16 protein-coding genes and 1 pseudogene are annotated in these 18,165 nt (G+C 61.3%); 12 read left to right on the forward strand and 5 right to left on the reverse strand.

The window, feature by feature from the left end; all coding sequences use genetic code 11:
* Positions 1–28 precede the first annotated feature (28 nt).
* Positions 29–478: a hypothetical protein gene (locus tag LG409_RS07825; protein ID WP_081194035.1), complete on the forward strand. Its 450-nt coding sequence runs from the start codon at positions 29–31 to the stop codon at positions 476–478.
* Between the two features lie 57 nt (positions 479–535).
* Here LG409_RS07825 and LG409_RS07830 read toward each other — a convergent pair whose 3' ends face one another.
* Positions 536–1,762, reverse strand: coding sequence for a benzoate/H(+) symporter BenE family transporter (locus LG409_RS07830; RefSeq protein WP_096923097.1), 1,227 nt, complete (start codon positions 1,760–1,762; stop codon positions 536–538).
* Positions 1,763–1,909: 147 nt separating this feature from the next.
* Here LG409_RS07830 and LG409_RS07835 point away from each other — a divergent pair, with 147 nt between their 5' ends.
* Complete coding sequence (locus LG409_RS07835) at positions 1,910–2,497, forward strand: helix-turn-helix domain-containing protein (protein WP_039178328.1); 588 nt, start codon at positions 1,910–1,912, stop codon at positions 2,495–2,497.
* Here LG409_RS07835 and nfo read toward each other — a convergent pair.
* Both nfo and LG409_RS07845 read right to left on the reverse strand, forming a co-directional pair.
* Positions 2,467–3,327 (reverse strand): deoxyribonuclease IV, encoded by an 861-nt coding sequence (gene nfo, locus LG409_RS07840; RefSeq protein WP_227407973.1) that lies wholly within the window; start codon positions 3,325–3,327, stop codon positions 2,467–2,469. The two genes, LG409_RS07835 and nfo, sit on opposite strands and share 31 nt — an antisense overlap.
* Before the next feature lie 2 nt (positions 3,328–3,329).
* Positions 3,330–4,094: a glycerophosphodiester phosphodiesterase family protein gene (locus LG409_RS07845; RefSeq protein ID WP_096923095.1), complete on the reverse strand. Its 765-nt coding sequence runs from the start codon at positions 4,092–4,094 to the stop codon at positions 3,330–3,332.
* A gap of 244 nt (positions 4,095–4,338) precedes the next feature.
* Here LG409_RS07845 and LG409_RS07850 point away from each other — a divergent pair, with 244 nt between their 5' ends.
* Complete coding sequence (locus LG409_RS07850) at positions 4,339–5,316, forward strand: NADPH:quinone reductase (protein WP_039178320.1); 978 nt, start codon at positions 4,339–4,341, stop codon at positions 5,314–5,316.
* A gap of 21 nt (positions 5,317–5,337) precedes the next feature.
* Here LG409_RS07850 and LG409_RS07855 read toward each other — a convergent pair whose 3' ends face one another.
* Positions 5,338–6,234 (reverse strand): MurR/RpiR family transcriptional regulator, encoded by an 897-nt coding sequence (locus tag LG409_RS07855; RefSeq protein WP_227407974.1) that lies wholly within the window; start codon positions 6,232–6,234, stop codon positions 5,338–5,340.
* 180 nt (positions 6,235–6,414) lie between these two features.
* Here LG409_RS07855 and LG409_RS07860 point away from each other — a divergent pair, with 180 nt between their 5' ends.
* From LG409_RS07860 to glpK, 6 genes are all read left to right on the forward strand, one after another.
* Positions 6,415–7,224 (forward strand): enoyl-CoA hydratase/isomerase family protein, encoded by an 810-nt coding sequence (locus LG409_RS07860; RefSeq protein ID WP_039178479.1) that lies wholly within the window; start codon positions 6,415–6,417, stop codon positions 7,222–7,224.
* A 55-nt stretch (positions 7,225–7,279) separates the two neighbouring features.
* A complete protein-coding gene (locus tag LG409_RS07865; protein WP_227407975.1) occupies positions 7,280–9,451 on the forward strand; it encodes an acetate--CoA ligase family protein in 2,172 nt (723 codons plus the stop codon).
* Positions 9,448–10,257, forward strand: a complete 810-nt coding sequence (locus tag LG409_RS07870) for an enoyl-CoA hydratase-related protein (RefSeq protein ID WP_081137224.1) — start codon at positions 9,448–9,450, stop codon at positions 10,255–10,257. The genes LG409_RS07865 and LG409_RS07870 overlap by 4 nt, the downstream gene beginning before the upstream one ends.
* 181 nt (positions 10,258–10,438) lie before the next feature.
* Positions 10,439–12,268: an SLC13 family permease gene (locus LG409_RS07875; protein ID WP_227407976.1), complete on the forward strand. Its 1,830-nt coding sequence runs from the start codon at positions 10,439–10,441 to the stop codon at positions 12,266–12,268.
* 103 nt (positions 12,269–12,371) lie between these two features.
* On the forward strand, positions 12,372–13,130 hold the full coding sequence (locus LG409_RS07880) for a DeoR/GlpR family transcriptional regulator (protein WP_016913669.1): 759 nt from the start codon (positions 12,372–12,374) through the stop codon (positions 13,128–13,130).
* Between the two features lie 135 nt (positions 13,131–13,265).
* Positions 13,266–14,750: a glycerol kinase GlpK gene (glpK, locus tag LG409_RS07885; RefSeq protein WP_218314887.1), complete on the forward strand. Its 1,485-nt coding sequence runs from the start codon at positions 13,266–13,268 to the stop codon at positions 14,748–14,750.
* A gap of 161 nt (positions 14,751–14,911) precedes the next feature.
* Here the strand turns inward: glpK and cadR are convergent, their stop codons facing one another.
* Positions 14,912–15,319, reverse strand: a complete 408-nt coding sequence (gene cadR / locus LG409_RS07890; protein WP_070461291.1) for a Cd(II)/Pb(II)-responsive transcriptional regulator — start codon at positions 15,317–15,319, stop codon at positions 14,912–14,914.
* A gap of 95 nt (positions 15,320–15,414) precedes the next feature.
* Here cadR and LG409_RS07895 point away from each other — a divergent pair, with 95 nt between their 5' ends.
* The 3 genes and pseudogenes from LG409_RS07895 (at position 15,415) to LG409_RS07905 (ending at position 18,145) form a co-directional block, all read left to right on the forward strand.
* Positions 15,415–16,311 (forward strand): cation transporter, encoded by an 897-nt coding sequence (locus LG409_RS07895; RefSeq protein WP_218314888.1) that lies wholly within the window; start codon positions 15,415–15,417, stop codon positions 16,309–16,311.
* 3 nt (positions 16,312–16,314) lie between these two features.
* The gene (gene lspA, locus LG409_RS07900; protein ID WP_008609163.1) at positions 16,315–16,827 is read left to right on the forward strand and encodes a signal peptidase II; all 513 of its coding nucleotides are present in this window, start codon (positions 16,315–16,317) and stop codon (positions 16,825–16,827) included.
* Between the two features lie 21 nt (positions 16,828–16,848).
* A pseudogene (locus tag LG409_RS07905) lies at positions 16,849–18,145 on the forward strand (ISL3-like element ISPpu12 family transposase).
* Positions 18,146–18,165: the final 20 nt, after the last annotated feature.

An 18,165-nucleotide genomic window follows, 5' to 3' on the forward strand; every position in this document is an offset into this window, starting at 1 on the left:
TTACATTGAAAATTCCGAGGGAACCTCCATGCAGCAAGCAGTGCGCCGTTGGTTGACGGGGGCGGTCGTTGGTGTCTCCATTGTGGCATTGAGTGGGTGCGGTACGCTTTTCTATCCGGAACGCAAAGGCCAGCTGAGTGGTGATGTCGACCCCGTGGTCGCCATTGCCAATAGCGTTGGCCTGCTGTTCTTCATCGTGCCGGGCGTGATCGCCTATGCCGTGGACTTCTCCAACGGCACTATCTACCTGCCCAGCGAGAACAGTGCGTCCGTGGATATTCATCATCTCGACGATGCCATGGACGTGGCCTCGCTGGAGAAGTTGCTGTCCGACAAGGCCGGTCAGCCGGTAACACTGGAGAACGAGCTGCTGGTCATCGAAGAGATGAGCAGCCTGGATGAAGCGCTGGCCATGGTGCGCATGTCCGGCGTGCTCGATGAAGAGCGCCTGGCCAACATGGAACCAGCGGTGATGTAACCACCGTACACCGCTGGCCGATAGACGCCCTGCCATCCACGATGGCGGGGCGTTTTTTTAGCGATCCTTCTGGTGCGCGCGGGCGCTGAATGTGCTGATCTTGAGTACCACAAGCCCCGCCACCAGGCCCCAGAAAGCCCCGCCCAATCCCAGTAGCGTCACGCCGGAACCGGTGAGCAGGAAGGTCACGATGGCGGCGTCGCGCTGTTCGCTCTTCTCGAAAGCGCCCGCCAGGCCCGTGCCCAGCGTGCTCAGCAGGGCAATGCCCGCCAGTGCCATCACCAGAACGCTGGGCAAGGCGCTGAACACCCCGGTCACGGTGGCTCCGAAGATGCCCATGGCGATATAGAAGACCCCGGCAGCCACCCCGGCGGTGTAGCGCCGCTTTGGGTTGGGATGGGCGTCTGGGCCCAGGCATACCGCCGCACTGATGGCCGCCATGTTGAGCGCATAGCCGCCAAATGGCGCCAGCAGCAGGGTGGCTCCACCGGTCCAGGTGATCAGCGGTGAGCTGTTGGGGCGATAGCCTGCGGCCCGCAAGACGGCGACGGCGGGCAGGTTCTGGGTCGCCATGGTGATGACGAACAGCGGAATGCCGATGCTGATCAGCGTCATCGGGTTGAATACCGGGGCGGTAAAGACCGGCAGCGTAGGCGCCAGCGGGATCGGCTGGGTCGAGATCTGGCCTTGCCACAGGGCCAGCCCCACGCCCACCAGCAGGACTCCCGGCACCGCCAGTGAGGGCCAGCAGCGCCGCCCCGCGACCCAGGCGGCCAGCATGGCCAGCGGCAGCAGCCACTGGCTTTCCATGACGTTGAACAGCTCCAGCCCGAAACGCAGCAGAATGCCCGCCAGCAGGGCCGAGGCGATGGCGCCGGGAATATGGCGCATCAAACGCTCGAACAGCCCGGTGACACCGCACAGTGTGATCAACAGCGCCGAAAACAGAAACGCGCCGATGGCCTCTTCGATAGGAATTCCCGGCAGGCTGGTGGCCAGGAAGGCGGCCCCTGGCGTCGACCAGGCGGTCAGCAGCGGCATGCGGTAACGCAGCGAAAGCCCCAGCGAGGTGATGCCCATGCCGATGCCCAGCGCCCATAGCCAGGAGCTGATCTGGGCCGTGGAGGCGCCCGCAGCGGCGGCGGCCTGAAAAATGATCGCGGCGGAGCTGGTATAGCCGATGATGACGGCGACGAAACCGGCAATCAGCGTAGACAGGCTCATGTCCCGCCACAGATGAGGCGAGGCAGATGATGAAGAGGGCAGCGTCGTTGGCGTGTCCATGGGTGGCTCCCACGTGGTTATGTTGATCGTGCGCTATAGCGCACGGATGGCCACGCTAACATTGTGCGTTATGACGCACAACCATTTTCTGGCATGATAGCCATTCGACCAACCCCGCTATCTGAACCCGACCGTCAGGAGAGTCGCATGGCTTTAACGCCGCATACCATTGCCGAGCATATTTCAGGAACGGTGAAGCAGCTGCGCAAGGAGCGGGGCTGGAGCCTCGATCGCGCGGCCAGTGAAACCGGGGTCAGCAAGGCGATGCTGGGGCAGATCGAACGTGGGGAGTCGAGCCCCACGGTGGCCACCTTATGGAAGATCGCCAGCGGTTTTCGGGTGTCGTTTTCTACCCTGTTCGACAGTGACAAGCCTGCGCTGGGCGAGCTGCATCGGGATGGGTGGGAGTCGGTGTGGGGGGATGACAGCACGGGCATGCAGGCACGCCTGCTGTTTCCCTACGACCCCCTGCTGGGGTTCGAGATGTTCCTGATCGAGTTGGCCCCGGGTGCCATGAGCGAGTCCACCGCCCATGCCAGCGGCGTGGTGGAGCACATCGTGGTGGTGGAAGGCGAGATGGAGCTGCGCATCGACGAGCGCTGGCAAACCCTGGGCGTTGGCGAGGGGCTGCGCTTTTTCGCGGACCGGCCCCACGCCATGCGCAACAACGGTACGTCGCGGTTACGCTTTCACGATGTGATTCACTACCTGCCGGGGGCGGCCTCGGGGGCTTGAGCGCGCAGCCAATTCAGCTCTTCGGCCCAGATATCGGGCTCGATGGTTTCGAGAATCATGGGAATACCATCGATGCGCGCATCCTGCATGATCGTGGTGAAGGCCGCCAGGCCAATGTTGCCTTGCCCCAGGCTGTGGTGCCGATCCACACGGCTGGCGAAGTCGCTTTTGGCATCGTTGAGGTGCATGCCGCGCAGATATTCGAACCCCACCACGCTGCCCAGTTCGTCCAGCGTGGCGCGGGTCGCCTCGGCGCTGCGCAGGTCGTAGCCTGCGGCAAAGGCGTGGCAGGTGTCGATGCAAACGCCGACCCGGCGCTTGTCGTCCACCTGCTCGATGATGCTGGCCAGATGTTCGAAGCGCCAGCCCAGGTTGGTGCCCTGGCCTGCGGTGTTTTCGATGACCGCGGTCACGCCCTGAGTGGCCTCCAGAGCCAGGTTGATGGATTCGGCGATGCGCGACAGGCAGTCGGCTTCGCTGATCTTGTTCAAATGGCTGCCGGGGTGGAAGTTCAGCAGCGTCAGGCCCAACTGCTCGCAGCGCTGCATCTCATCGATGAAGGCGGCCCGCGACTTGTCGAGGCCCTCCGCCTCAGGGTGCCCCAGATTGATCAGGTAGCTGTCGTGGGGCAGGATCTGCTCTGGCGCGAAGCCATGGACGCGGCACGCCTGCTTGAAGGCTGCGATGGCCTCGTCAGTGAGCGGTTTGCCCTGCCACTGACGCTGGTTTTTGGTAAACAGGGCAAACGCCGTCGCCCCGATCTCCACCGCGCGCTGCACGGCCTGATCAGCGCCACCGGCCGCGCTTACATGGGCACCAAGATACTTCATTGTCATCCTTCTTTTCGGTTGTCGAGATAGCGCTGGAAAGCGGCTGGTTCATCGGTAATGGCACTGTTGATGCCCCAGGCCCAGCGGCTTTGAAACGCACTGGGGTCGTTGGCGGTATAACACAGGACCTGATAGCCATCCCGACGCATGGCAGCGGCCTGAGTGCGTTTCAGTCGGGGCCAGTGGGGGTGAATGCTGAACGCCTCGATGGCGGCACATTGAGTGCGCCACTCCTTGGGCAAACTGCCGTAAAGCGCGCCCAGGGCGAGAGCTTCTCGGGGCGCATGCCGACGGCTGTGAGCCAGTGCGGCCCCGTCAAAAGAGGAGACGATGCAGCGCTCGGCAGGTAGCGCTGCCAGCAGCATGGGCAGCACCGCATCGACCAGGGCAATGGGGTCGCGCCCCTTGTTGACCTTGATTTCCAGATTGACGCCCATTTCCAGCTCATTCAGCAGCGCCAGCATGGCCTCCAGGCTGGCCATGCGTTCCCCCGCAAAGCGGTCGCCGAACCAGCTGCCCACATCCAGCGCCTGGGCCTGGCGCCAGGTCATGTTGGCCAGCTCGCCGCGCCCGTCCGAACAGCGGCTCACATCGCTGTCGTGCCAGATCACGGGCGTGCCATCCCCCAGCAGTTGAACATCCAGCTCAACCCAGCGAGCCCCCGCCTGATGAGCGGCGCGCACGGCGGTGAGGGTGTTTTCGGGGGCGGCCGCAGAGTAGCCGCGGTGGGCGATCAGGGTGGGTACTTCAATGGCAGGGTGGGTCATGGACGATCCGTCTTGTGGTGACCAGGCGTGTTATAAAATGGCCCTTAGTCTAGCATGTACCCGTGACAGGCGTGTGTCGGCCAGAGGGTTGGACGACTTGATTTCAGCGCCCCGACGCGGTTGGATAGCGGACCCGTGCCGTCCCCGTCATCCGTTTTCGGTCAGCGGTACTCAACGCGATCATTCACGGCAAACGATAATTCATAACAAGCGATACCCCATCGCCAATCACAGGAGTTTTTTGATGTCCAAGCGTATTCAATTTTCCACTACCGGTGGCTCCGACGTACTCGAGTGGGCCGAGGTCGAGCCTGTCGCACCGGCTGCCGGTGAAGTTCGTATCGCCAACAAGGCTGTTGGCCTGAACTTCATCGATATCTATTTCCGCACGGGCTTGTACCCGGCCCCCAGCATGCCTTCTGGCCTGGGCACCGAGGGCGCAGGCATCGTCGATGCGGTGGGCGAGGGCGTCACGCATCTCAAGGTAGGTGACCGCGTGGCGTATGCCCAGGGCCCGCTGGGTGCCTACGCCGAGCTGCACACGCTGCCCGCGGCCAAGGTGGTCAAGCTGCCGGATTTCATCGACTTCGAAACGGCGGCGGCCAGTATGCTGAAAGGCTTGACGGTGCAGTACCTGCTGCGTCAAACCCAGCCGCTCAAGGGCGGCGAGACCATTCTGTTCCACGCGGCGGCCGGGGGCGTGGGCTCGATTGCCTGCCAGTGGGCCAAGGCGCTGGGCGTGAAGCTGATCGGCACCGTCAGCTCTCAGGAGAAGGCTGACCTGGCCATGGCCAATGGCGCCTGGGCCACCATCAACTACACCGAAGAGAACGTCGTCGAGCGGGTGCGCGAGCTGACCAACGGTGAAATGTGTGACGTGGTGTACGACTCCGTGGGCAAGGACACCTGGGAGATGTCGCTGGATTGTCTCAAGCCGCGCTCGCTGATGGTCAGCTTTGGTAACGCGTCCGGCCCGGTGGACGGCGTCAATATCGGTATCCTGAATCAAAAGGGAGCACTGTTCGTCACGCGCCCCAGCCTGAACGGCTATGCGGATACTCGCGAGCGGCTGGAAATGATGTGCGAAGAGTTCTTCGCCATGATCGAAAGCGGCAAGATTCGCATCGATGTCGCCAACCGCTACCCCTTGCAGGAAGCAGGCAAGGCCCAGGATGCGCTGCAGAGCCGCAAGACGACCGGCTCGACCATTCTGCTGCCCTGAGTCGCTCGCCTGAGCCGGGGGCTAGTCCACATCGACATAGGCCCCCAGCTGGCGCATGCGCCGCTCGAAGCTGGCCACGTTATCCACCAGCTGGTCGGGGCCGACGGCCACGCACTCGGCCAGAATCGCTTCGCTGAGCGTGATGGCCGAGAGCAGCGACGGAAAGAAGTGAGGCGTGGCGTTGGCGACGGTGAACGTCACGCTGGCGCCAGGCACCAGCGGTGAGCGCAGGGTGTCGGTGACCACGATGGCCTGCACGCCGTTGGCGCGGGCAATCTCCAGCGCCTTGACCGTTTCGGCGCAGTAAGGCTCGAAGCCGAAAGCCACCACCACGTCCTGTTCGTCGAAGGGCGCCAGCTCCGTCAGTAGCCCACCTTCCTGTCCGCGAATCAGCGTCACGTCGGGCATGGCGATACGCCCCACGTAGGCAAAGTGGTAGGCGCAGGCAAAGGTATCGCGAAAGCCGATCACGGCCACCCGGCGAGCCGCCAGTATGCGCTCGGCGGCGTCTTTTACCCGCGCTTGGTTATCCGCCGTGAAGAGCCTGCCAATGTTGTCGAAAGCGGCATCACCCACCTCCACGAACAACGCCTCTTGCGGGTTGCGCACCTGCTGCTTGAGCCGACTGGCACGGCCGCTCAGTTCGACCGGTGCGGCCTGCACCGCCAATTGAAAAACCTCCCGAAACGACTCGTAACTCTCGAAGCCCAGCCGCTTGGCCAGCCGGACGAGAGTGGAAGGCGTCACCGACGCGGCCTGGGCCGTTTTACGCACTGACTGAAACGCCATTTCCGTCGGGTGTTCCAACACATAGCTGGCCGCCCGTTTGAGCTGTGGGCTGAGCGTGGCGTAGTGCTCGGCCAGCTGCCGGTGGACGCTTTCCAGGTCGGGCGCAGGGCGGGTGGCGTGGTCAGGCATGGGGCTCTCTTTGATGAAGTGTAAAACGTTTGTGCCAATGATAAATGTTTTTGTCACGAATGTATTGATTATCCCCCAGCAGTGTCCTATCGTTCGGCAGTACGTTTGTTTCTCTTTTCCTATTTAAAGGAACAATCGTTTCCTTATTTGTTTTTTCCGAACGAGGTTACCAACAGCATCATGTCTGCCGACGCGCCCGCGCTGCCCACCTATGAAACGCTCCTGATCTCTCTGGATGAACACGTGCTGACCCTGCGGTTCAACCGACCCCACCGGCTGAACGCGGTGATTGAAACCCTTTATGAAGAGCTGCTCGACGCCCTGCGCTTTGCCCAGCACGCAGCGCAGGTAAGAGCGGTGATCCTGACCGGAGAGGGGCGCGCCTTTTGTGTCGGCGCGGACATGAAAGCCCATGGCAGCGCCCAGCGCTCGCTGTTTCAGCGGCGGGCTTATCTGCAGTTGGGCAATGATGCCTGTGAAGCCATCGACCAGCTGGGCAAGCCGGTGGTGGCGGCCGTGAATGGCTATGCCTTGGGGGCGGGGGCAGAAATGGCCGTGGCCTGTGATTTCATCGTCATGGCCGAGGACGCCCAGATTGGCTTCCCTGAAACCAGTATTGGCACCTGTGTCGGGGGCGGTGTTTCGAAGCGCCTGCCGCAGTGGGTGGGCCTGGGCCAAGCGCGCCGCCTGCTGTATCTGGGCGACCGCATCGATGGCGTGGAGGCCACTCGGATCGGTTTGGCGCTGGCCAACCATCCGGGAGCCGAACTGATGGCCCAGGCCCAGGCGCTGGCTACTCGGCTGGCCGGGCAGGCGCCGGTCTCCATGGCGATGCTCAAGCCGCTGCTCAATCGCGCCAGCGAAACCAGCATGGAAAGCCAGCTTCAGCAGGAGCTGGACGCCGTGTTTACCTGCTCGATCACCGACGATTGGCAAGAAGGGGTCGATGCCTTTGCCGCACGACGTGCCCCGCGTTTTCAGGGCAAATGAGCCGGCTGCCACCTTGCAATCCTTTTATCGTCCGTTTTGCCCTACAGGTCACGTCATGAACCGCTTCAACGAATCGCACGGCTCCCGCAGCCCGCTGCACACACTGCTTTCCCCAACGGGTATCGCTATCGTCGGTGCCTCTGCCGACCCGACCAAGCGCGGCTATAAAGCCCTGCTGGGGTTGATCAAGGGCGGCTATGAGGGGGCGATCTACCCCATCAACCCCAAGGCGGAGCAGATCCTCGACATTCCGGCCTGGCCCTCACTGGCGGACATGCCGGGTACGCCGGAGCTGGCTCTGCTGTGTACCCCGGCTGCCAGCGTACCGGCGCTGATCGCCGAGTGTGGCCGTCAGGGGATCAAGGGCGCGGTAGTGCTGGCCAGCGGGTTCGGCGAAACCGGGGCGGCAGGGGCTGCCCTGGAGGAAGCGATGATGGCGGCGGCCGAGGCGCATGGGGTGCGCATCATCGGCCCCAACACCTCCGGTCTGTTTAACCTGCATCAGCGTATCAACCTGCTGGACCTGGCCAATGTCAGGGCAGGCGACATCGGTATCGTCTCGCAATCGGGCAATATGCTGCTGGCGCTGGCCCTGGAAGCACAGCATAACGGCCAGGTAGGGTTCAGTAGCTATATTGGCCCCGGTAACCAAAGCGACATTGGTTTCAACGACTACCTGCGCTATCTCGGTGAGGACCCGCATACCCGAGTGGCGACCCTTTACGTGGAAGGGTTTCGGGATGGACGGCGCTTTCTAGACGTGGCCCGTCAGGTCACGGCGCACAAGCCGGTGGTGGTGTACAAATCCGGCGCCACCGAGCAGGGGCAAAAAGCGGCCAGCTCGCACACCGGCGCTTTGGCAGGCAGCTACCAGATGACGGTAGACCTGCTGCGTCAGGTGGGTGTCAGCGTGGTGCAGTACTCCGACGAGATCCTGCCGGTTGCCGAAGGCCTGGGGCAATTGCAGCAGGCGCCCGGCAAGCGGGTCGCGGTGATTTCCGACGGTGGCGGCCAGGCCACCATCGCCGCCGACCGGCTCGCCGAAGCCGGGCTGAGCCTGGCGATGCTGGCACCGTCAACGCGTCACGCTCTGGAAGAGGTGCTGCTTCCTCAGGCGGCGCTGGACAACCCTGTGGATGTGGCGGGCTCCTCGGATGCCTGCCCGTCGCTGCTGGCTCGCTGTGTCGAGATCGTGATGGCCGACCCCGGCGTCGACAGCGTCTTCCTGGTGGGCATGTTGGGTGGCTACAGCCTGCGGTTTTCCGAGTCGCTGGCCGACGATGAGCTGCAGGGGGCAAAGCAACTGCTGACGTTGGCCCAGGGCAGCGAAAAGCCGTTGGTGGTGTACAGCCTGTACGCGCCCATCAAGCCGCCTGCGCTACGCCACCTGCATGAATCAGGGCTGCCGGTGTATGCCTCCATCGAACACGCGGTCAGGGTGTTGGCGGCGCTGGGCGAGCGAGGCGAGTACCTGACGCAGGCTCGACGCCTGGAGACGGCCTGGCAGCCTACGGCCAAGGGAGCCGCGCTGCTCGCTGGGGCCCGCGCGGAAGGGCGCGACCTGTTCGAGTTCGAAGCCAAGGCACTGTTGGCCGAACACGGCATTGCCGTGCCCCCACAGTGGTGGGTAAGCCAGTCCGATGAGCTGACATCGGTCATCGAACAGGCCGGCCAGCAGCCCTTGGCCATGAAGGTGGTGTCGCGGGACATTCTGCACAAATCCGATGCGGGCGGCGTCAAACTCCACCTGAGCGGGGAAGATGCGCTGCGCGAGGCGTTTCAGACCATCCAGCACAATGCCCATGCCTACGACCCTCGGGCCCGCTTCGAAGGCGTGTTGGTGAGCCCCATGGCCCAGCCGGGGGTCGAAGTGATCATCGGCATGTTCCGTGACCCGGTATTCGGGCCGGTGGTGATGTTTGGCCTGGGCGGCATTTTCGTGGAGGTGCTGGAAGACGTTGCCTTCCGGGCTCTGCCGCTGAGCGAGCGGGATGCCTACGCCATGGTGGAACAGATCAAGGCGCAGAAAGTCCTCGACGGCGTGCGCGGCGCTGCCGGTGTGGACAAACCGGCCCTGGTGGCTCTGCTGATGCAGGTCTCGCGGCTGGTGGAGGCCTACCCCGAGATTCAGGAACTCGACTTGAACCCCGTGCTGGCCTATCCGCAGGGGCACTCTACCGGGTATGCCATCGTGGATGCCCGCATTATCGTGGAGCGCGACCAATGACGATGACGTTGCCCAGCTTGACCGATGCCACCCTGACGCTGCACGAGCGGGTCGCTACGCTGACCTTGAACCGCCATGACGTGCGCAATGCCTTGACCGGCACGGCACTGGTGGATGACATCGTGGCCACGGCTCGGTGGGTCAATGCTTGTCCAGAGGTATCGGTGCTGGTCATCACAGGGGCAGGCAGCGCCTTCTGTGCAGGCGGCAATGTCAAGGACATGGCCAACCGCAGCGGTGACTTCGCTGGCGACGTGGCAGAAGTCGCCGAGCGTTATCGTCAGGGCATTCAGCGCATGCCGCTGGCACTTGCCCAGGTGGAAGTGCCGATCATTGCCGCCGTGAATGGTGCAGCCATCGGTGCCGGGTTCGACCTGGCCAATATGGCGGATTTACGTATTGCTTCCCGCAAGGCGAGCTTCGGCGAGACGTTTCTCAATCTGGGCATCATTCCCGGCGATGGCGGTGCCTGGTTCCTGCAGCGCCAGATCGGCTATCAGCGTGCCTTCGAACTGACCCTGTCGGGCCGCGTGATCGATGCCGACGAGGCGCTTGCCTACGGCGTCGTGCTGGAAGTGGTCGAGCCTGAACAGCTCATGGAGGCTACCATGGCCCATGCAGCGCGTCTGGCCAGCCAGCCCCCCAAGGCCACACGCCTGACCAAGCGGCTGATGAAAATGGCACCGGGCATGGAGCTGAAAGCCTTCCTGGATGTTTGCGCCGTGTTCCAAGGGCTGTGCCATAACGAGCCCGAGCACCTGGAGGCCGTCGAACGCCTGCTGGCGCGCCTGCATCGCCCCGCCTGACGCTGAACCTGCACCTCCCCTGGTACGCCTCTAACGCTCGGTTTTGCCGAGCGTTTTGCGGTTCTCTGCGCAGTGAATGACGGTTGTCCAGAGGCTGTACGGCATGACTGCGATCGTCTAATGTAATGAGAAGATGGCGGAGGGAGTCGCGCCGCTGTAACGCTCAGGGAGATGGCACTCTATGTCCATGGAAAGTTTGGGGTTTGCGCCCAGCACGTTGGTGTTTGTAGTTCTTGGACTCACCCTGGCGGCGTTTGTCTGGGGGCGTTTTCGCTATGATCTGGTGGCCCTGGCGGCCTTGTTGGGCTCGGTCATGCTGGGGCTGGTACCCGCAGACGATGCGTTCATGGGCTTTGGCCACCCGGCGGTGATCACCGTTGCCGCCGTGCTGGTGCTGAGCCGTGGTTTCGAACGCTCAGGGGTGGTGGACGTCATTGCCCATCAGGTGCTCAAGGCCGGCGAGCGGCTGATGCTGCAGCTGCTGGTGCTGGTGGGCACGGTGGTGCTGTTGTCGGGGGTCATGAACAATGTTGGGGCATTGGCACTGCTGCTGCCGGTGGCCATGCGCCTGGCGCGAGAACACGATACTTCGCCCTCGCTGCTGTTGATGCCGCTGGCGTTCGGCTCGCTGCTGGGCGGCCTGACCACCCTGATCGGTACTCCGCCGAACATCATCATCTCGGCGTATCGTGGCAATATCACGGGCGAAAATTTCGGCATGTTCAGCTTTACGCCCGTGGGTGCTGCGGTGGCGTTGGTGGGTCTGGCCTTCATTGTGCTGGTGGGCTGGCGATTCACCCCCAAACGCAATGCCCAGTCGGCGGGTGATGACATGTTCGATACCGCCAATTACCTGGTCGAACTCAAGGTCAGCGAGGCCTCCAAAGCCAATGGGCTGACGCTGCAACAGCTGCGCGACGAACTGGAAGAGACCATTCCCGTGCTGGCGGTGGTGCGCGACGATGATCGGCGGGCAGGCTACCGTTTCCACGGCGTACTGCGCGAGGGCGATATCCTGCTGCTGGAGGCAGGCCCCGATGAGTTGAGGCTGCTGGAAGACAAGGTGGGCCTGAGCGTCATTGCCGAGCCTGACGATGCCGAAGAGAACGAAAGCGACGAGCAAGCGGCGAAGGAGCGCCAGCCCGTCGATACCGAAGGGCTGCAGTTGATCGAAGCGGTGGTGCGCAACGACTCGATGATGGTCAATCGCAGCGTGCGCCAACTGCGCCTGCATCATCAGTTTGGCCTGTATCTGGTGGCGGTGGCCCGCGACGGCGCCCGGCTCAAGCAGCGGCTGCGCGACATTCGCTTTCAAACCGGCGACGTCCTGCTGCTGCAGGGCAGCGAAAACGAGATCGCCGACAGCCTGGCCACGCTGGGCTGCCTGCCGCTGGCCAACCGCGAGCTGAACCTGGGCCAGCCGCGCAAACTGTTGCTCTCGATCGGTATTTTCGTGCTGGCTATTATCGCCATGCTGCTGGATCTGCTGCCCGCTGCGGTGGCCATGAGCACGGCGGCGCTGGTGTCGCTGTTGATCGGCGTGCTGCCGCTGCGAGAGGGGTATCAGGCCATCGACGGGCCGGTGATCGTGCTGCTGGCGGCCATGCTGCCCGTGGGTGAAGCGCTGGAAACCAGTGGCGGGGCGGCGATCATTGCCAACGCGCTGCTGACCTTTGGCCTGGAGTGGCCGGTGATCGTCTCCCTGGCGGGGCTCTTTCTGCTCTCCATGCTGCTGTCGAACGTGGTCAATAATGCCGCTGCCGCGCTGCTGATGGCGCCCATTGCCGCCAGCCTGGCCAATGGATTCGACGTTTCCCTGGACCCCTTCCTGATGGTGGTGGCCGTCAGCGCCTCTTGTGCCTTCCTCACGCCTATCGGTCATCAGTCCAACACCCTGGTGCTGGGGCCAGGGGGCTACCGCTTTGGTGATTACTGGAAGCTGGGATTGCCGCTTTCGCTGGTGGTGATGTGCGTGACGATACCGATGATTCTGTGGGTCTGGCCACTATAAGCAATACCTCATCGGCTTTTGGCCATGTTCGCGTGATCGATTATCGAAAATTTTGCTAATCTATTACGCACATGGATCAATCAATAACGAACAGGCCGGGCTTATGAACCAGCAGTATCGCCAGGATGCCATTGTCGAGCTGGTGCGCCAGCATGGTTACATGAGCATTGAGCAACTGACCGAACATTTTGCGGTAACGCCCCAGACCATCCGGCGTGATTTGAATACCCTGGCCAATGATGGGCGCGTCCGGCGCGTGCATGGCGGTGTAGGGGTCGAGTCGAGCACGGTGAATACCGCCTACAGCACGCGCAAGACGCTGCACCTGGAAGAGAAAGAGCGGATTGCCCGCTGCATGGCCCAGCATATTCCTCACCATGCTTCACTGTTCATCAATATCGGTACCAGCAACGAGATGATTGCCCAGGCGCTGCTGGAGCACCAGGGGCTGGAAATCATCACCAACAACCTGAACGTGGCTGCCATCCTGCAGCACAAGGAAGACTTCACGGTGATTATCGCCGGGGGGCAGGTGCGTTCGCGGGATGGCGGCATCATCGGTGAAGCCACCATCGACTTCATCAATCAGTTCAAGGTGGATTACGGCATCATCGGTATCAGTGGTATCGATGAAGATGGCTCGCTGCTGGAGTTCGACTATCAGGAAGTGCGCGTGGCCCAAGCCATTATCGCCAATTCTCGCCGGGTGTATCTTGCCGCCGACTACTCGAAGTTTCACCGTAACCCGGTGGTGCGTCAGGGCAATCTTTCGCAACTGGATGCGCTGTTCACCGACCGTCGGCCGCCGGAGTCGATTACCCGTCTGCTTACCCAGCACGATGTGGCGCTGCACATCGCCTGACCCAGCGGGAAAGGCGTCGCCACCTTGGCAAGTTTCATACTTGAGCATTGCGAGCCGCTGGCGTAGCCTTGGAGCATAATAAAACGAAACAAAACCGACAAAATCGAAAGAACCCTACAACAAAGTGAACACGATATGTCCTCCTTCATTCTTGCCATCGATCAAGGTACCACCAGCTCGCGTGCCATTCTCTTCGACCGCCAGGGCCAGGTAGCGGCCGTTGCCCAGCAGGAGTTTCCCCAGCACTTTCCCCAGGATGGTTGGATCGAGCACGACCCGGAGGATATCTGGGACTCCGTGGTGGCGACTTGCCGAGAGGTGCTGGCCAAGGCCCAGGTCAGTGCCGAACAGATAGACGGTGTCGGCATCACCAACCAGCGAGAAACCACGGTGGTATGGGATCGCGCCACGGGCAAGCCACTCTATAACGCCATTGTCTGGCAGGATCGGCGCACCTCCGAACGCTGTCAGGCGCTGCGGGACGCGGGCCATACCGAGGCGGTGCAGGCCAAAACCGGGCTGCTGATCGACCCCTACTTCTCTGCCACCAAGCTGGCCTGGATACTCGATCGGGTCGAGGGCGCTCGCGAACGGGCGGCCAAGGGGGAGCTGGCCTTCGGTACCATCGACAGCTTCCTGATCTGGCGCTTGACCGAAGGCCAACAGCACGTCACTGATGCCACCAACGCCTCGCGTACGGCGCTGTTCAACATTCATGAGCAGCGTTGGGACGATGAGCTGCTGGCGCTGTTCGGCGTACCCGACAACATGCTGCCAGACGTGAAAGACTCCAGCGACGACTTTGGCACGATGGCAGCCCACTGGCTGGGGGCTGCCTTGCCCATCGCCGGGGTTGCGGGTGACCAGCAGGCAGCCCTGGTCGGGCAAGCCTGCTTCAAACCCGGCATGGGCAAAAGCACTTACGGCACGGGCTGTTTCATGATCGTGAATACCGGCGATACGCCGTCGGTATCTCGCAACCGCCTGCTGACCACCGTGGGTTACCGGATCAATGGCCAGCCCACCTACGCCATGGAGGGCAGTATCTTCGTGGCCGGGGCGACCGTGCAGTGGCTACGTGACGGACTGAACCTGTTTGCCGACGCCTCGGAAACCGAAGCCTTGGCCCAGAAAACCCGTAGCGGGCACAGCGTGTACCTGGTGCCTGCCTTTACCGGGCTGGGTGCCCCCCATTGGGACCCCAAGGCCCGCGGCGCCATTTTTGGCCTGACCCGAGACACCGGGATCGCCGAAATCGTCGCGGCCGGGCTGCAGGCGGTGTGTTACCAGACTCGAGACCTTCAGCTCTGCATGAACGATGACATGGATGCCGCGCCAGGCAACCTGCGTGTCGATGGCGGCATGGTGAAAAATAGCTGGGTGATGCAGTTTCTGGCCGACATGCTCAACGTGCAGGTGGATCGACCGACGATTCTGGAAACCACGGCGCTGGGGGCGGCGTATCTGGCTGGGCTGCGGCTGGGGTGGTACGCCACCCTGGAAGAGATAGAACAGCTGTGGCGCTGCGAGAAGAGCTTCACGCCCAGCATGGAGGAGGCGACTCGCGAACAGCTTTATCAGGGCTGGTTGGATGCCGTTTCCCGCGTGCGCTCCACGTAGCCTCTATATCGCGCCTATTTGCTGCCTGGATTCAAACAATAAACGCTGCCCAAACAAGGGTGGCGTTTTTTTATGGGTAAGCGGATTAAATGGTTGATCTTACCTTTGCATGAGAGTGAGACAGACCGGCATCTCATCGGATTATCTGGTTGATGCTTCACCTACTGCTGGTGCATGTTTCCTTCGCTAATTCCAGCAAGACCCCCACACGCCTCAACTTCCCGGTCATCGTTGCAACTCGCTCTCAGTGAAACGAGTTGTTTCTCAAGCGCTTGCAGAGCGGTTATCTGCGACCGCACATGAGAGATGTGATCATCGAGCAAGGCGTTGACGGCGGTACAAGGCTGATGAGGGTCGTCCTGATAGCTCTGTAGTTCGTGAATCTCAGCCAGTGACAGGCCCAGGATTCTGCAGCGACGGATGAAGGCCAGCCCCTCACCATGCTTCTCGGTATAGACACGGTAACCGTTGTCCTGCCGATCAGGCGGCGGCAACAAGCCCTGCTGTTCATAGAAGCGGATCGTCTGTGTTTCGACCCCTACCAACTGCGCCAACTGACCAATGCGCATCAGCCTCCTCCCCAACGGATTCTTTACTCTATTGACCTTATAGTAGCTTTATAGTTTTAAATGGTACCACAACATTGTTCAAGTCGAGTCGTATCATGAGCAAATCCTGTGGTGGCGCCTGTGGCGGTGATGCAACGTCCGCAGCGGATACCGATATACAGGCCTCCTCCGAGGCGCCAGGGAGATGGGTCAGTGTTTATGCCGTGCCGAAGATGGACTGTCCATCAGAAGAACGAATGATTCGCCTAGCCCTGAACGGCTTTGAGGAGATTCGGGCGCTGTCCTTCGACTTGTCGAACCGCCGGCTGAAGGTCGTGCATGACGGCGAGGTCGAGCCCGTCACCTCGAAACTGAAGACCTTGGGGCTAGGCGCCTCGCTTCAGGAAACCGTCGCTGCAAATCCGGAGACCATCAAGGCCGCCGAGTTTTCGGCAGCTTCTGCTAAGCAAGAATCCGGGACCCTGCGCTGGTTGCTCGGCATCAATGCACTTCTGTTCGTGGTGGAAATGACTGCCGGTCTGATGGCTCAGTCAACTGGCCTCATTGCAGAGTCCCTGGACAATTTTGCTGATGCGGCAGTGTACGGACTCGCTCTTTATGCGGTTGGGCATAGCGTGAAAAGGCAGGTCCGTGTTGCGCACGTTGCTGGTGTGGTCCAACTGGTTTTGGCTGTTGGCGTACTCATAGAGGTGGTGAGACGCTTTGTATTCGGTAGTGAGCCTGAATCGCTGGTGATGATGGCTATCGCATTCGTCGCATTGATTGCCAATACCGCCTGTCTGCTGATGGTATCCAAACATCGGGAGGGCGGGGCGCACATGAAGGCAAGCTGGATATTCTCGGCCAACGACGTGGTGATCAACCTGGGGGTCATCACCGCCGGCGCCCTGGTCGCGTGGACCGGGTCCAATTATCCGGATCTGATTATCGGCACCATCGCGGGGGTAATTGTGCTTAACGGTGCTAGACGCATTCTGGCGCTCAAGGATTAAGCAATGTCCATTTTTGGCAAACATCTGTCACCGTACGCTCTGTTGTCCATCTCCGGCCTGCTGGCAGCGTCTGATCAGGCCGTAAAATGGCTGGTGCAACAATCAATGGCCTATGGCGAGTCTATTTCAGTGACCTCATTCTTTAACTGGGTACACGTATGGAATACCGGTGCCGCATTCAGTCTTTTTGCGAATGGTGGAGGCTGGCAGCGCTACTTTTTTATCGGAATCGCGGTAGTGGTCTCGATTTTTCTGATCAAGCTGATCCTTGAAAATCGTCATAAAGGAGAAGCCATCGCTTACAGTCTTATCCTCGGTGGCGCCATGGGCAACCTGATTGACCGGGTCTTTCGCGGCTATGTTGTGGATTCCTTTGATTTCTATTGGCGAGACTGGCATTGGCCGGCCTTCAACCTGGCTGATATTGCAATTGTCCTCGGTGCCTTACTTTTCGTTTCCAGCAGCTTGTTGGGTAAAAAAGCAAACACCAATGCCGAGCCGGATGGATCTGACTGACACCTACGCCTATACAACACCATGACCGAACTTCCCGACAACATCCTTCACCTGCCGCAATACCAAGTACTGGGCTGCAAATCAACCGACGACGAAATGCACTTCCAGGTGGACGTGCCCGATCCCATCGCCTGCGAGGAATGCGGCGTGCAGGGTGAGTTCGTACGGTTCGGCAAGCGTGACGTTCCCTATCGTGATCTGCCCATCCACGGCAAGCGGGTCACTCTCTGGGTGGTCCGCCGCCGATACACCTGCCGGGCCTGCAAGACAACATTCAGGCCCCAGCTACCGGAGATGGTGGACGGATTCCGTATGACACTGCGGCTGCATGAGTACGTGGAGAAGGAATCCTTCAACCACCCCTACACCTTTGTGGCGGCACAGACCGGCCTGGACGAGAAGACGGTGCGCGACATCTTCAACGCCCGCGCCGAGTTCCTCGGGCGCTGGCACCGCTTCGAGACGCCCCGCATCCTGGGCATTGACGAGCTATACCTGAACAAGCGCTACCGCTGCATTCTGACCAACATTGAGGAGCGAACCCTGCTCGACCTGCTGGCCACCCGCAGCCAGGACGTGGTGACCAACTACCTGATGAAGCTGAAAGACCGGCAGAAGGTCGAGATCGTCAGCATGGACATGTGGAACCCCTACCGGGCAGCGGTCAAGGCTGTGCTGCCCCAGGCCCGTATCGTGGTCGATAAGTTCCATGTGGCCGGTGGTGCGCATGGCCAACGATGCCCTAGAGAGAGTGCGCAAGGGCCTCAGAAAGGAGCTGAAACCGTCCCAGAGCCGGACTCTCAAGGGAGACCGGAAAATCCTGCTGAAACGCGCTCACGAAGTCTCAGACCGGGAGCGCCTCATCATGGAGACCTGGACAGGCGCGTTCCCGCAACTGCTGGCCGCCTACGAGCACAAGGAGCGCTTCTACGGCATCTGGGACGCCACCACACGGCTCCAGGCAGAAGCCGCCCTGGACGAGTGGATAGCCACCATCCCGAAGGGCCAAAAGGAAGTCTGGAGCGATCTGGTCAGGGCAGTGGGAAACTGGCGCGAAGAGACCATGACCTACTTCGAGACGGACATGCCCGTCACCAACGCTTACACGGAGTCCATCAACCGACTGGCCAAGGACAAGAACCGTGAAGGGCGCGGTTACTCCTTCGAGGTGATGCGGGCACGAATGCTCTACACCACGAAGCACAAGAAGAAGGCACCGACTGCGAAGGTCTCTCCTTTCTACAAGAAAACCATCGGTTACGGACTGCCGGACTTCGCAGAGGAACTCAACTACGGAGTCGATCTATCAACCATCTGAGGGTGGTATCAGATTGATGG

The sequence above is a fragment of the Halomonas sp. NyZ770 genome, from assembly GCF_020616575.1.
In the GTDB taxonomy this organism is placed as follows: domain Bacteria; phylum Pseudomonadota; class Gammaproteobacteria; order Pseudomonadales; family Halomonadaceae; genus Vreelandella; species Vreelandella hamiltonii.

Coding starts and splice junctions, on each gene's coding strand:
- LG409_RS07825 (WP_081194035.1), top strand. CDS start 29: ATGCAGCAAGCAGTGCGCCGTTGGTTGACGGGGGCGGTCGTTGGTGTC.
- LG409_RS07830 (WP_096923097.1), bottom strand. CDS start 1,762: ATGGACACGCCAACGACGCTGCCCTCTTCATCATCTGCCTCGCCTCAT.
- LG409_RS07835 (WP_039178328.1), top strand. CDS start 1,910: ATGGCTTTAACGCCGCATACCATTGCCGAGCATATTTCAGGAACGGTG.
- nfo (WP_227407973.1), bottom strand. CDS start 3,327: ATGAAGTATCTTGGTGCCCATGTAAGCGCGGCCGGTGGCGCTGATCAG.
- LG409_RS07845 (WP_096923095.1), bottom strand. CDS start 4,094: ATGACCCACCCTGCCATTGAAGTACCCACCCTGATCGCCCACCGCGGC.
- LG409_RS07850 (WP_039178320.1), top strand. CDS start 4,339: ATGTCCAAGCGTATTCAATTTTCCACTACCGGTGGCTCCGACGTACTC.
- LG409_RS07855 (WP_227407974.1), bottom strand. CDS start 6,234: ATGCCTGACCACGCCACCCGCCCTGCGCCCGACCTGGAAAGCGTCCAC.
- LG409_RS07860 (WP_039178479.1), top strand. CDS start 6,415: ATGTCTGCCGACGCGCCCGCGCTGCCCACCTATGAAACGCTCCTGATC.
- LG409_RS07865 (WP_227407975.1), top strand. CDS start 7,280: ATGAACCGCTTCAACGAATCGCACGGCTCCCGCAGCCCGCTGCACACA.
- LG409_RS07870 (WP_081137224.1), top strand. CDS start 9,448: ATGACGATGACGTTGCCCAGCTTGACCGATGCCACCCTGACGCTGCAC.
- LG409_RS07875 (WP_227407976.1), top strand. CDS start 10,439: ATGTCCATGGAAAGTTTGGGGTTTGCGCCCAGCACGTTGGTGTTTGTA.
- LG409_RS07880 (WP_016913669.1), top strand. CDS start 12,372: ATGAACCAGCAGTATCGCCAGGATGCCATTGTCGAGCTGGTGCGCCAG.
- glpK (WP_218314887.1), top strand. CDS start 13,266: ATGTCCTCCTTCATTCTTGCCATCGATCAAGGTACCACCAGCTCGCGT.
- cadR (WP_070461291.1), bottom strand. CDS start 15,319: ATGCGCATTGGTCAGTTGGCGCAGTTGGTAGGGGTCGAAACACAGACG.
- LG409_RS07895 (WP_218314888.1), top strand. CDS start 15,415: ATGAGCAAATCCTGTGGTGGCGCCTGTGGCGGTGATGCAACGTCCGCA.
- lspA (WP_008609163.1), top strand. CDS start 16,315: ATGTCCATTTTTGGCAAACATCTGTCACCGTACGCTCTGTTGTCCATC.